Genomic DNA, 13,024 nt, shown 5'->3' on the forward strand with positions numbered 1-13,024 from the left:
ATTATGAGTAACACAGTGATTTACACGTTGATGAGCAGTCTTATCAGCAAAAAGTATTATGCAACCAAAGAGGAGGCCACGGACAAGCTGGGCGTATATTTCGCCTTCAACATGCTCTCTGCGGAGCAGATGACTGAACTTGCTCTGCTGGCTGAGACGGTGTACGCACCGCCGGTAGAGTCGACACCAGAACCCGAAAACCCAGAAACACCAACCATATAAGGAGGACAAGACATGAAATTTATTGATAAGTACAACGCTGCCGTAGGCGCAGCTGTAACACTATTAACTGCGTTATTCGGCGTTTACTGGTATGTCTTTGCCGGGTATCTGCTTTGTAATATCTTAGACTACATAACCGGCTGGGCGAAGGCCAGGAAGACGCATAAGGAGTCAAGCGGTATCGGGATTGTAGGGATTGTCAAGAAAGTTGGATACTGGATTATTATTCTGGTGGCATTCATGATTCCAGAACTGTTTATCCATCTGGGACAAGATTTACTGGGGGTCAATTTAAGCTTCCTGGCGCTTCTGGGGTGGTTCACCCTGGCAACGCTTCTTATCAACGAGATCCGCAGTATTCTGGAGAATCTGGTGGAATACGGCATTAATGTTCCTGATTTCCTGATTAAGGGTTTAGCGATTACAGAAAAGCTTATCAGCGCCGGAGCAGATACGGGTGAGAAATAGTTTCGACGGTCGAAACTCCCGCCGGCAGTGTGAGCGCCGGAGCTGCTGCGAGATCGCAAAAAGTTGTAATATCACAACTTGTGACGTCACAAGATTTTGGGGCCTGGGTGATCCTGGGCCTCTTTTTGATTGGAGGTTATTTATGAGTAAAACATTGGACAAGCTTCTTGCTCTAGCAGAGAGCCAGACCGGCTATACCGAGAAGAATAACGACAAGGATTTAGACGCCATGGTCGGCCCTACAGCCGGTAATGGCAATCATACGAAGTACGCCCGGGACTTAACCGCTATGGGCCTTCCTGGCTATTGTGGAGACGCCTGGTGCGCAGTCTATCAGATGTGGCTGGAGGTCAAGACGGTAGGAAAGGAGCAGGCGCTTAAAACGCTCGGGCCGCAGTTCTATAACTGCTTCGCAGTCCGGGATCGTGCCAAAGCCACAGGCAGATGGCTGGCGGCCGGAGCAACTCCTAAGCCCGGATACCGCGTAATCTTCCGCCAGAGCCATATCGCATTGGTCACCAGAGTGACCGGCGGTAGAATCTACACCAACGAGGGCAATACCAGCAACGGGACCGCGGTGGTACGTAATGGCGGCATGGTCTGCAATAAGTCCTATCAGCTGGGGGATAGTAGTATTCTTGGGTATGTTATGGTGGATTATCCGGAGGATCCAGTAGAGCAGCCGAAAAAGTCAGGCTGGAGCCAGGAAGATGGCGGCTGGAAATTTTACAATGGCGATACCAGGGAGCCGGTGCGTAATGCATGGTACAAGGACGGCCAGGACTGGTATTGGTTTGACGGCGCCGGCATGATGGTCCGTAACACCTGGTACCGGTATAAGGAAGCCTGGTACTATCTGGGGAACGATGGAGCCATGTGTACGGGCCAGGTGACAGTGGACGGCAAGTGGTACATCATGGATAACGCCGGACGCATGATCGTGGAGCCGGTGGTGCTGACGCCAGATCAGGATGGTGCACTGCGGTGGCCGGGACTGGCAGGGGAATAGGAGGTGATAAATGAGAACCATCTGTTCAAATAAAAAAATAATTTTGGATCAAAATAAGATGAACTCCTGATGAAAATATGGTATAGTTTATTATATGGTATTATTTTACAATACGGAGGACAAACTATGAAAATCCCAAGTTTTTTGGATCGGGATAACTATTTACAGAACCCGATTATGCGCAGATTTTTAAAAGAACATAACCTGGAATTGGTAAGTACACGAGCGGATTATATTAATTCAATTGAAAGATTTTCTGAAATAAGTGAGGAAAATAAAGCAATTGTCTGTAAGTGGCTTTTGAAGATTGTTAAAGAGGGAAGCAAGGAGATCTGTTATAGAAAAATTCATGGGATTGGGGAACGGCATAGAGATGTTTCAGTTGTAGAGGCAATGATAAAAGAGGCTTTTCCAGAATGCCCTAGACAAAATGTATTAGCATACAGAAATTCAGAAGAATGGAAAATGATTGATTATCATTTTTATATGGACGAGGGCGAAATTCAGAAGATAGAATTCACTTTTTCCCAATTGTATCTGTGCGGTGAAGAAGGAAAAAATGGAGAGACTACAGTATTTCCCATATTTATAGAAGTATATTTAAATGAAGGGTTTGTTATCAGCAGAGCAAAGGCTAAATCTACATTATATCCATATGATGCAAATAATCCAATGCTTTTAGGTATTTCAAGAATAAATACTATGGCAGTTGCAGTGGCCGCAATCGATCAGATAATCAATATATTTGAGTTTACAACTGAAAGGGACAAACAAAAAGTCAAGAATGAAAATTCACAGATGCTTTATAAATTATACGAGCAATATTCTTTTACTCCCGCAGATGTTGAGGAAAAAATTGATACACAGAATGGTTTAATATTTAGTTTTGTCAATCAATTATTTGGCGATTTATCATTGGATATTCGTAATAAGGAAAAGGCTTTAGTAGACACGAGAATATTGGTAGAGAAATATATTTCAATAAATGGAGATAATGAAAATGTGTTTAAACAAGATAGAAAAGCATATCTTATTAAAATAAGTTCCGATGATGAGTTAGATTTAACCAGTATTGATACAAAATCAGAAAAGTCGATACCTTTACAGTGTACAGAAGCTTTTTTTGATAGTAAGAAATCCGTTATAAAGGGGAAAAAGTGTAAAAAATTAAATATGGTTTTTAAACGCAATGATGAAAAATATTTAACAGGAAATATAAGGCAACTGGAAGTTCAGTTCGGAACCCAAAAAAATTATGGATATGTAAAGACGTTGCAATATGCAGAGGAGGCTGATATACAAAATGTTCTACAAGCAATTTTCGACAATTATTGATATCCTGAATCCTGATTTCGTAGAAAACTTCGACTATTGGCTTGCAACTCTGCCTAGACAGAGTAAGAGGAATATAACAGCATCAGCAGTATCCGCCAGACTGGGGGTAAGCTATTCCTTAGCAGAATCTATTCTGAAATATGCAGAGAAACAGAAGATTCTTGAAAAACATTATCTTGCTAAGTGTCCAGATTGTGACAATACTCTTAGTGTGCTATCAAAAGGAGAAATAGCTGAAGCATTACTAGAACCAATGTATTGTGACGACTGTGAGGAGGATAAACATATTTCGGCAGCTGATATTTATGTAGCATATAAGGTAATCCAATTACCCGATGTTACAGAAGGAGAAATTAAGGAGGCTATAGAGAAGAGGCTAAATCAAGGGGAAGGTATTACTGTAAATTTTACAATGGCTGACTCGCTTTCTCATGATATAAATACGATTTATGAATCTTTCTATAATCCGAGTGAGTCAGCATACCAGAAATTTCATGAATTGAGGAATAAACTGGATTTGGATTATGGAGATGATACAACAGCAAAGGGGAAAGCCCTAGAAATGCTTATTAAAGAAATTTTCAACAATATTAGGGGAGTAAAATGTACAAATGACGTAAAGACGCAAACAAACCAGTTTGATTGTACAGCATTATGTGGAATCAAACCAATGACGCTGTCGGTATTTGACTATCTTGCACCTTATTTTATTATTGAATGTAAAAATGAACCCAAGAAAAAACCCGATAACACTTATTGTAACAAGTTATTAAGTATTATGGATACAAATGCTGCTAAGGTAGGAATAGTGTTTGGTCGGTTAGACGCGACTCGAACATGTTTTACAATTTCCAGAGAGCATTATTTGACACATAGTGTCAATTTAAAACAACAATTGATTATTACATGTTCTGACAAAGATTTGGAGTATCTAATTGATAAGCAAGTTAATCTGTTGATTTATCTGGAGTACAAATTTTTACAAGTAACTTCAGGAAGCCCTAATTCTACTTTTGAAATGTTTAAATTGTCTTAGTAAGTATATACCTTGATTGGTATTAAGGGGAAATCAAAATAATAGGGTGAATTACCGCCCTTTTATCCGCCTTTGCATCACAATACAATCCACAAAACGTTATATAAGTATGCTCATTAATCAGCAGGGCGGTAGCCACCCCATTAGCTCCGCCCTGCCGTCCTATCGTTACTCATAGTATTTCTCGTACCACTTCACCCGGCGCTCCATCTGCTCTGGTTTTGCCTTTTGTGGTTCAATCTCGAGAAAGAGGCACTTCTGCTCTGGTTTCCCACAGCCGCAAGTTTCCTTATAATAGTACTGGCACTGATTAATGTCTTCAGCCAGGGTGCATATACTTGCCATTTTACTATCTCCTTTTTTCTTTTATCATAGCAAACAAATGTTCGAAAAACAATAGTTAAAAAATGCCACTGGCCGAAGTCAGTGGCTATTTCTTTTGAATAGTTTTTCAAGTAGACGTTTCAACTTGAGTTGCCTTTTGACAGCAGGTTTGATACCTCTTCGTTCCATCTCCTCCATAATCTTCTGAAATTCTCCTGGTGGTGCTTCGAGATCTCCGTCTGATGCGATCTCTGGGTGCTCCTGCATAAAATCTAGCTGCCGAGCGTCCAGTCTTACTTGCCGTGTTAGAAAATATCTTATTCGCTTAAAAATAGATCTTCTTTTCCCTTTCATATCATCATCCCCTTAGGCTAAATATACACCTACGAGGACAGAATGGTAGTGGAAGAATATGGAAAGTACACACTTCTGTGATACTATTCTGATACTAAAAAATTTTAGAATGAGTAAAATACAAACAGATATTCGATGAAAAACAGATATTTAATATCATAATCCTTCTTTTATACGATATAAAAAAGAAATGGCATCGTAATAGAATTGAAAGATAATAATAGTTGAATAATTTCAGATAAATTGCTACAATGAATAGTGTAAAAAGGAGAATCCTGTAAGGAGTGACAATATGAAGAAAAAAGGTTTCGTTGTGCTGGCAGTTGCTGCGGTACTGACATTAGGAACTGCCACCATGAGCGCATGGGCAGCGGAGGGATGGGCGCAGTCCGGAAACACCTGGTCATACTATGATTCCAACGGATATAAAGTGACCAATGTGTGGAAAAAAGGCGCGGACAACTTATGGAGATATTTGAACGGCAATGGCGAAATGGCCGTCAATACATGGGTAGATAATACTTATTATATGGATTCTAACGGGATTCTGGTAACGGATAAGTGGATGAAGTTTCAGGAGTCCGGCAGCTCCGAGTATAAGTGGTATTACTTCGGAAGCAGCGGAAAAGCGATTATGGACAACTGGTCCAAGATTAATAATAAATGGTATTATTTCGATTCTAACGGTGAGATGCAGACTGGATGGGTTCTGGATAACATGTACTACTGTGGTACGGATGGCGTAATGAGGACAGGCTGGCAGAAGCTGTTTCCGCCGGACAGTGATTACGATCCGGACCGTGTGTCCCCTGGAGACGAGGATGACGACGGAAAGCGCTGGTATTATTTCAGTGACAGCGGCAAAAAGTATATGCCGAAGGAAACCAGCGGAGATTACGGTACTTATAAGATTGACGGCGTAGCGTACTGCTTCGATTCGGACGGCGCGCTTCAGACAGGCTGGAAGAATGTCGGGGTTGATAACGCAGATTATGACATTCAGAATTATAAGTATTACGATTCCAGCGGAAAGTTAAGGACCGGCTGGTATTCGATCGAACCGCCGGAGGATTTAAGCGGATACGAAGGTGATGTAGAATGGTTTTATTTTTCCAGCAACGGAACGCCAAAGGCAGGACCGAAGGAAGGAGAGGCCACAACACAGAACTTAACAAAGATCAACGGAAAGACGTATCTGTTCAATGACAGAGGGAATCCGGTCTACGGTCTTCAGAAGGTTCGGATTGGAAGTACTTCAGAGTATACCTCCTATTATTTTGGTGACAAGAAGACGAGTACCATGCAGAAGGGAAAGATCAAGGTTACCGAGGGCGACGGCGATGAAGAGACGTATTACTTCAGCGACAGCGGCCGCGGCTATACCGGCGTTAAAGACGGATACCTCTATTACATGGGCAAGCTGCAGCGGGCGGAGGACGGCGTCAGATATGAGCCGATTACCATCCCGGCCGGAAACAGCTACACGACCTATGTGGTGAATGCATCGGGCAAGGTGGCTAAGAACACGACGGTCAAGAACGCGGACGGTGTGAAGTACAAGACGAGCAGCAGCGGATCGCTTACGAAGGTGGATGACGAAGACGCCTCCGGGAGCTACCGGGATCCGATTGAACCGGTTTGGAAAGAATAAAAAATTTAAGAAGAATGACAGGGAAGCAGGATTGGAGCCAAAGGGATGGTTCTGATCCTGCTTTTGTATTTTTCACTGTCTCCTCAGAACGATTATAAAATAGCTATTACTAATAGGAAGAAACACTGTAAAACCCCTCAAAAGCGGCAGATCAGCCATCGAATAAAAAAAATTAAGAAATAAAGAAAAAAATGCTTGCAATGTAAAAAAAAGTGTGCTATCCTGTAAAGGCTGTGGCATGATAGCTGTGAAGCGTGAGGTTGCTGTCCAAGAGGCAGGTTTTCCGTGGAGCGAATGTCAAGTTAGGAAACTGGCGACAAGTCACTGTACAATTAAAGAATTCTGTTTCAAAAAAACGGAAAATCAGTGTGGGGTCCTGGAGGACACACACGGGAACGTGTACAGTCACCGCTTGTCGTACTTCTACTAAGTGCGAAAAGGAGGCGACTTTTTTTATGGCAAGTCAAGTAATGAGAATCACATTAAAGGCGTACGATCATCAGTTAGTTGATCAGTCTGCAAGCAAAATCATCGACACTGTGAAAAAAACAGGATCACAGGTGAGCGGACCGGTGCCGTTACCAACGAAGAAAGAAGTGGTAACTATCTTACGTGCAGTTCACAAGTACAAAGATTCCAGAGAGCAGTTCGAGCAGAGAACGCACAAGAGACTCATCGATATCATTACACCAAGTCAGAAGACTGTGGACGCATTATCCAGACTGGAAATGCCGGCCGGTGTATACATTGATATCAAGATGAAGAACAAATAATTTTTCTTCATCGCATCAATTAATAAGGTAATATCCTGAAGGGTTTAGATATAGAAGCAACACACCATTCCGCCGGACCTCGGTGAGAGGGACTCATAGTGTTCCACTTATATTGGACTGTTCTAGGATGATTGCAGAAGGGATCTTTAATCCCGGCAATCCGCTGTAGAATTAACAAACAGGAGGTAAAAACATGAAGAAGGGTATATTAGCTACCAAAGTCGGAATGACACAGATCTTCAATGAGGACGGAGTATTAACTCCAGTAACAGTTCTTTTAGCCGGCCCGTGTGTAGTAACACAGGTTAAGACAGCTGAGAACGACGGTTACAATGCAGTACAGGTTGGTTTTGTTGACAAGAGAGCAAAACTTGTAAGCAAGCCGCTTAAGGGCCATTTTGATAAGGCCGGTGTATCTTACAAGAGATACGTAAGAGAGTTCAAGTTCGAGAATGCTTCCGAGTATTCCGTTAAGGACGAAATCAAAGCAGACATCTTCGCTGCAGGCGATAAGATCGACGCAACCGCAATCTCCAAAGGTAAAGGTTTCCAGGGTGCTATTAAGAGACACGGACAGTCCAGAGGACCTATGGCTCACGGTTCCAAATTCCATCGTCATGCAGGTTCCAACGGTTCCTGTTCTGACCCGAGCAAGGTATTCAAGGGCAAAAAGATGCCTGGACAGATGGGTAACAAGCGCGTAACAATCCAGAATCTCGAGATCGTTAAGATCGACGCAGAGAACAACTTAATTCTGGTTAAGGGCGCTGTACCAGGACCGAAGAAGTCCTTAGTAACAATCAAGGAAACAGTAAAAGCAGCAGTTTAATGCTTTTATAAGAAAGGAGGAACACACAGATGGCAAACGTATCTGTTTACAATATGGAAGGTAATGAAGTTGGCACATTAGAGTTAAACGATGCTGTGTTTGGTGTGAATGTAAATGAGCACCTTGTACACTTAGCAGTTGTCAGCCAGCTTGCTAATAAGCGCCAGGGCACACAGAAAGCGAAAACTCGCTCTGAAGTATCCGGCGGCGGAAGAAAACCGTGGAAGCAGAAAGGAACCGGTCATGCAAGACAGGGTTCAACAAGATCTCCACAGTGGACAGGCGGCGGAGTAGTATTTGCTCCAACACCAAGAGATTACACGATCAAACTGAACAAGAAGGAAAGAAAGCTTGCGTTAAAGTCTGCCCTTACAAGCAGAGTGAACGAGAACAAGTTCATCGTTGTTGACGAGTTAAAGTTTGACGAAATCAAGACAAAGAAGTTCCAGAACGTATTGAATAATTTAAAGGTATCCAGAGCACTTGTTGTTGTTGGCGATGACAGCGCAAACGCAGTGAAGTCCGCAAGGAATATTCCGGCTGTTAAGACTGCTTTTGTTAACACGATCAATGTATACGATATCTTAAAATATAACACAGTTGTTGCTACCAAGACTGCTGTTGCAGCAATCGAGGAGGTGTACGCATAATGGCAGATATTAAATATTTTGACGTAATCCAGAAGCCGATCGTAACCGAGAAGAGCATGAACGCTATGGCGTCCAAGAAATATACTTTCACTGTTCATCCGGATGCAAACAAGGCCATGATCAAAGAAGCTGTCGAGAAGATGTTCCCGGGAACCAAGGTTGCCAGCGTGAACACCATGAACTTAGAAGGAAAGACCAAGAGAAGAGGAATGACCTTCGGTAAGACAGCTAAGACGAAGAAAGCGATCGTTCAGCTTACTGCTGACAGCAAGGATATCGAAATCTTCGAAGGACTGTAGGATATTCGCCGTTACGGCAGTATTGGTCCTAAACTATGTGATGAACATTATATCACGATAAAATGAAACGCCAGGCGGCGTTGAAGCATTTGCGGGCCATGATAACAGAGGCTCATGTATAAGTGCTTTTAGCAAGAAAGGAGAGTTACAACATGGGAATCAAAAAGTATAACCCATATACCCCTTCCAGAAGACATATGACTGGTTCTGATTTCAGCGAGATTACAAAGACAACTCCAGAGAAGTCCTTAATCAGCGCTACAATGAACAAGCAGGCTGGTCGTAACAATCAGGGTAAGATCACTGTTAGACATCGCGGCGGCGGTGCTAAGAGAAAATATAGAATCATCGATTTCAAGAGAAACTCCAAAGATGGCATTCCGGCAACTGTAATCGGCATCGAGTACGATCCGAACAGAACTGCTAACATCGCTTTAATCTGCTATACAGATGGTACAAAGTCTTATATCCTCGCACCGGCTGGTTTGACAGACGGCATGAAGATCATGAGCGGCGAGAATGCAGAGGCAAGAATTGGTAACTGTTTACCATTAGGCCAGATCCCGGTTGGTACACAGGTACACAACATCGAACTTTATCCGGGCAAGGGCGGTCAGCTGGTTCGTTCCGCTGGAAACTCTGCTCAGTTAATGGCTAAAGAAGGCAAGTATGCAACCTTAAGATTACCTTCAGGCGAGATGAGAATGGTTCCGATCAACTGCAGAGCTACAATCGGCGTTGTAGGCAACGGAGATCACTCCCTTATCAACATTGGTAAAGCTGGTAGAAAGCGCCATATGGGCTTCAGACCTACTGTACGTGGTTCCGTTATGAACCCGAACGACCATCCACACGGTGGTGGTGAAGGAAAGACCGGTATCGGCCGTCCAGGTCCGTGTACACCATGGGGCAAACCTGCTCTTGGTTTAAAGACCAGAAAGAAAAACAAGCAGTCTAACAAGTTAATCGTTAGAAGAAGAGATGGAAAGACCATTAAATAATTGAAGGAGGTTAGAACCTATGGCTCGCTCACTGAAAAAAGGACCATTCGCGGATGCGTCTTTACTGAAAAAAATTGATGCTATGAACACAGCAGGACAGCATCAGGTAATTAAGACCTGGTCCCGTCGTTCTACCATCTTCCCACAGATGGTTGGACACACAATTGCAGTTCATGATGGAAGAAAGCACGTTCCGGTATATGTTACAGAAGATATGGTTGGACATAAACTCGGTGAATTCGTTGCAACCAGAACCTACAGAGGTCATGGCAAAGACGAGAAGAAATCCGGACGTAAGTAATAGATTGATTAGTTGAAAGGAGGCTTCACCAATGGCTAAGGGACATAGAACCCAAATTAAGAGAGAAAGAAATGCTCAGAAGGACACAAGACCGTCAGCAAAGTTATCTTATGCCAGAGTTTCTGTTCAGAAGGCATGCTTCGTATTAGACGCCATCAGAGGCAAAGATGCACAGGCAGCACTTGGTATTGTAACTTACAATCCCAGATATGCTTCTACTTTAATAGAAAAGTTATTAAAATCAGCGATTGCGAATGCTGAGAATAACAACGGTATGGATCCGTCCAAACTTTACGTAGAAGAATGCTACGCAAACAAAGGACCGACAATGAAGAGAGTAAAACCGAGGGCACAGGGCCGCGCTTATAGAATCGAGAAGAGAATGAGCCACATCACCATCGTGCTTAATGAAAGATAAGGAGGCAAATAATGGGACAGAAAGTTAATCCACACGGCTTAAGAGTCGGTGTTATTAAAGACTGGGATTCCAAGTGGTATGCAGAAGCTGACTTTGCAGACAATTTAGTAGAAGACTACAAGATCAGAACATACCTGAAGAAGAGATTATACAGTGCCGGCGTATCTGATATCGAGATTGAAAGAGCGTCTGACCGTGTTAAAATTATTATCCACACTGCAAAACCGGGTGTCGTTATCGGTAAGGGTGGTTCTGAAATTGAGAAATTAAAAGCAGAAGTTCAGAAGATGACAGATAAGAAATTATTTGTTGACATCAAAGAAGTTAAGAGACCTGACAAAGACGCTCAGTTAGTAGCTGAATCCATCGCACAGCAGTTAGAGAACCGTGTTTCCTTCCGTCGTGCTATGAAGTCCACTATGGGCCGTTCCATGAAGTCAGGAATCAAAGGCATCAAGACTGCAGTCGCAGGTCGTCTTGGCGGCGCTGATATGGCTCGTACAGAGTTCTACAGCGAGGGAACGATTCCGTTACAGACATTAAGAGCAGATATTGACTATGGTTTCGCTGAAGCAAATACTACCTACGGCAAAGTTGGCGTTAAGGTATGGATCTACAAAGGCGAAATACTTCCAACTAAAGGAAATAGGGAAGGGAGCGGTAAATAATGTTAATGCCTAAGAGAGTTAAACGTCGTAAACAGTTCCGTGGATCCATGGCTGGTAAGGCTTTAAGAGGCAATACAATCAGCAATGGTGAATACGGTTTAGTCGCTTTAGAGCCATGTTGGATCAAATCGAACCAGATCGAGGCAGCCCGTGTTGCCATGACCCGTTACATTAAGCGTGGTGGTAAAGTCTGGATCAAGATTTTCCCGGATAAACCTGTAACAGCAAAGCCAGCAGAAACCCGTATGGGTTCCGGTAAGGGCGCTCTGGAATACTGGGTAGCAGTAGTAAAACCAGGCCGTGTATTATTTGAAATCGCTGGAGTACCTGAAGACCTGGCTCGTGAAGCTTTACGTCTTGCTATGCACAAGTTACCATGCAGATGTAAGATTGCTGCTAAAGCAGATTTAGAAGGCGGTGATAACAGTGAAAATGAATAAATATGTAGAAGAATTAAAGGCAAAATCAGTCACAGAGCTGAACGAAGAATTAGTAGCTGCAAAGAAGGAGCTCTTTAACTTGAGATTCCAGAACGCAACGAATCAGCTGGATAACACCAGCAGAATCAAAGAAGTTCGTAAGAACATTGCCAGAATCCAGACTGTTATGACAGAGAAGGCTAGACTGGCTTAAGTAGATATTTTTCATCTCAGTATGACACACACGACCGTGTGTAACATTGAAAGGAGTAACGTAGCGTGGAAAGAAATTTAAGAAAAACCCGTACGGGCAAGGTAGTCAGCAATAAGATGGATAAGACCATCGTTGTGGCTATCGTAGACCATGTAAAACATCCTTTATACGGCAAGATCGTAAAGAGAACGTATAAATTAAAAGCTCATGACGAAAACAACGAATGCAACATGGGCGATACAGTAAAAGTAATGGAAACAAGACCGCTGTCCAAGGACAAGAGATGGAGACTTGTTGAGATTATCGAGAAAGCGAAATAAATTATTTCCAGGAAGGAGTAACAGGCATGATTCAGCAGGAGACCAGGTTAAAGGTTGCCGACAATACCGGTGCGAAAGAATTACTGTGTATCCGTGTTATGGGCGGCTCTACAAGAAGATATGCTAATATTGGTGATATTATCGTCGCTACCGTTAAGGATGCAACACCAGGCGGTGTTGTAAAGAAAGGTGACGTAGTAAAGGCCGTTGTTGTGCGTACTGTAAAAGGTGCCCGCCGCAAAGACGGTTCTTATATCAGGTTCGATGAGAACGCTGCAGTAATAATCAAAGATGACAAGACTCCGAGAGGAACTCGTATCTTTGGACCGGTTGCAAGAGAATTAAGAGAGAAACAGTTCATGAAGATTGTTTCTTTAGCTCCAGAAGTATTATAGGGAGGTGTCGACTGTGCATAAAATTAAGAGAGATGACCTGGTAAAGGTTATCGCAGGAAAAGATAGAGATAAACAGGGCAAAGTTCTTCATGTAGATACAAAGAACAACAAAGTTCTGGTTGAAGGCTGCAACATGATTACAAAGCATGTAAAGCCAGGCCCTGGCAACCCACAGGGTGGTATTGTTCAGAAAGAAGCTGCGCTTGATATCTCCAACGTAATGCTTGTTGTAGACGGAAAAGCAACCAGAGTCGGCTTCGAAGTAAAAGACGGCAAAAAAGTCCGTGTTGCCAAAACAACCGGAAAAGCGATTGACTAATTCGGAGAGGAGGAATAAA

21 protein-coding genes are annotated in these 13,024 nt (G+C 42.9%); 19 read left to right on the top strand and 2 right to left on the bottom strand.

Annotation, left to right across the window (positions count from 1 at the left end):
• Positions 1-3: 3 nt before the first annotated feature.
• From H8S80_RS10060 to H8S80_RS10080, 5 genes are all read left to right on the top strand, one after another.
• Positions 4-222 (top strand): hypothetical protein, encoded by a 219-nt coding sequence (locus H8S80_RS10060; protein ID WP_117630715.1) that lies wholly within the window; start codon positions 4-6, stop codon positions 220-222.
• A gap of 12 nt (positions 223-234) precedes the next feature.
• Entirely contained in the window at positions 235-690 is a 456-nt protein-coding gene (locus H8S80_RS10065) for a phage holin family protein (RefSeq protein ID WP_117630716.1), read from the top strand.
• Between the two features lie 142 nt (positions 691-832).
• Entirely contained in the window at positions 833-1,699 is an 867-nt protein-coding gene (locus tag H8S80_RS10070; RefSeq protein WP_243007832.1) for a CHAP domain-containing protein, read from the top strand.
• Between the two features lie 126 nt (positions 1,700-1,825).
• Positions 1,826-3,034, top strand: a complete 1,209-nt coding sequence (locus H8S80_RS10075) for a hypothetical protein (protein WP_117630717.1) — start codon at positions 1,826-1,828, stop codon at positions 3,032-3,034.
• On the top strand, positions 3,003-4,070 hold the full coding sequence (locus H8S80_RS10080) for a hypothetical protein (RefSeq protein ID WP_117630718.1): 1,068 nt from the start codon (positions 3,003-3,005) through the stop codon (positions 4,068-4,070). The genes H8S80_RS10075 and H8S80_RS10080 overlap by 32 nt, the downstream gene beginning before the upstream one ends.
• Positions 4,071-4,238: 168 nt before the next feature.
• Here the strand turns inward: H8S80_RS10080 and H8S80_RS10085 are convergent, their stop codons facing one another.
• Complete coding sequence (locus H8S80_RS10085; RefSeq protein WP_181987874.1) at positions 4,239-4,415, bottom strand: hypothetical protein; 177 nt, start codon at positions 4,413-4,415, stop codon at positions 4,239-4,241.
• Between the two features lie 78 nt (positions 4,416-4,493).
• A complete protein-coding gene (locus tag H8S80_RS10090) occupies positions 4,494-4,748 on the bottom strand; it encodes a hypothetical protein (protein ID WP_117630719.1) in 255 nt (84 codons plus the stop codon).
• Between the two features lie 292 nt (positions 4,749-5,040).
• Between H8S80_RS10090 and H8S80_RS10095 the strand changes: the two genes are divergently transcribed.
• The 14 genes from H8S80_RS10095 (at position 5,041) to rplX (ending at position 13,005) form a co-directional block, all read left to right on the top strand.
• The gene (locus H8S80_RS10095) at positions 5,041-6,399 is read left to right on the top strand and encodes a hypothetical protein (protein ID WP_002604708.1); all 1,359 of its coding nucleotides are present in this window, start codon (positions 5,041-5,043) and stop codon (positions 6,397-6,399) included.
• A gap of 455 nt (positions 6,400-6,854) precedes the next feature.
• Entirely contained in the window at positions 6,855-7,172 is a 318-nt protein-coding gene (rpsJ, locus tag H8S80_RS10100; RefSeq protein ID WP_002604705.1) for a 30S ribosomal protein S10, read from the top strand.
• A gap of 193 nt (positions 7,173-7,365) precedes the next feature.
• Positions 7,366-8,001 (top strand): 50S ribosomal protein L3, encoded by a 636-nt coding sequence (gene rplC / locus H8S80_RS10105; protein WP_002604704.1) that lies wholly within the window; start codon positions 7,366-7,368, stop codon positions 7,999-8,001.
• 29 nt (positions 8,002-8,030) lie between these two features.
• Positions 8,031-8,651, top strand: a complete 621-nt coding sequence (gene rplD, locus H8S80_RS10110) for a 50S ribosomal protein L4 (protein ID WP_002604703.1) — start codon at positions 8,031-8,033, stop codon at positions 8,649-8,651.
• Positions 8,651-8,950 (top strand): 50S ribosomal protein L23, encoded by a 300-nt coding sequence (gene rplW / locus H8S80_RS10115; RefSeq protein WP_002604702.1) that lies wholly within the window; start codon positions 8,651-8,653, stop codon positions 8,948-8,950. Before rplD ends, rplW begins: the two co-directional genes overlap by 1 nt.
• Positions 8,951-9,102: 152 nt before the next feature.
• Complete coding sequence (gene rplB / locus H8S80_RS10120) at positions 9,103-9,951, top strand: 50S ribosomal protein L2 (RefSeq protein WP_002604701.1); 849 nt, start codon at positions 9,103-9,105, stop codon at positions 9,949-9,951.
• Positions 9,952-9,970: 19 nt separating this feature from the next.
• The gene (gene rpsS, locus H8S80_RS10125; protein ID WP_002604700.1) at positions 9,971-10,252 is read left to right on the top strand and encodes a 30S ribosomal protein S19; all 282 of its coding nucleotides are present in this window, start codon (positions 9,971-9,973) and stop codon (positions 10,250-10,252) included.
• Positions 10,253-10,283: 31 nt separating this feature from the next.
• Positions 10,284-10,670, top strand: a complete 387-nt coding sequence (gene rplV, locus H8S80_RS10130; RefSeq protein ID WP_002604699.1) for a 50S ribosomal protein L22 — start codon at positions 10,284-10,286, stop codon at positions 10,668-10,670.
• Positions 10,671-10,681: 11 nt separating this feature from the next.
• The gene (rpsC, locus tag H8S80_RS10135) at positions 10,682-11,338 is read left to right on the top strand and encodes a 30S ribosomal protein S3 (protein WP_002604698.1); all 657 of its coding nucleotides are present in this window, start codon (positions 10,682-10,684) and stop codon (positions 11,336-11,338) included.
• Entirely contained in the window at positions 11,338-11,778 is a 441-nt protein-coding gene (gene rplP, locus H8S80_RS10140) for a 50S ribosomal protein L16 (protein WP_025530784.1), read from the top strand. The genes rpsC and rplP overlap by 1 nt, the downstream gene beginning before the upstream one ends.
• Positions 11,765-11,971, top strand: a complete 207-nt coding sequence (rpmC, locus tag H8S80_RS10145) for a 50S ribosomal protein L29 (RefSeq protein ID WP_002604696.1) — start codon at positions 11,765-11,767, stop codon at positions 11,969-11,971. The genes rplP and rpmC overlap by 14 nt, the downstream gene beginning before the upstream one ends.
• Before the next feature lie 65 nt (positions 11,972-12,036).
• On the top strand, positions 12,037-12,291 hold the full coding sequence (rpsQ, locus tag H8S80_RS10150) for a 30S ribosomal protein S17 (protein ID WP_002604695.1): 255 nt from the start codon (positions 12,037-12,039) through the stop codon (positions 12,289-12,291).
• Positions 12,292-12,317: 26 nt separating this feature from the next.
• The gene (gene rplN / locus H8S80_RS10155) at positions 12,318-12,686 is read left to right on the top strand and encodes a 50S ribosomal protein L14 (RefSeq protein WP_002604694.1); all 369 of its coding nucleotides are present in this window, start codon (positions 12,318-12,320) and stop codon (positions 12,684-12,686) included.
• A 13-nt stretch (positions 12,687-12,699) separates the two neighbouring features.
• Complete coding sequence (gene rplX / locus H8S80_RS10160; protein WP_002604693.1) at positions 12,700-13,005, top strand: 50S ribosomal protein L24; 306 nt, start codon at positions 12,700-12,702, stop codon at positions 13,003-13,005.
• The last annotated feature ends 19 nt before the right edge of the window (positions 13,006-13,024 follow it).

This window comes from Hungatella sp. L36, from assembly GCF_014288035.1.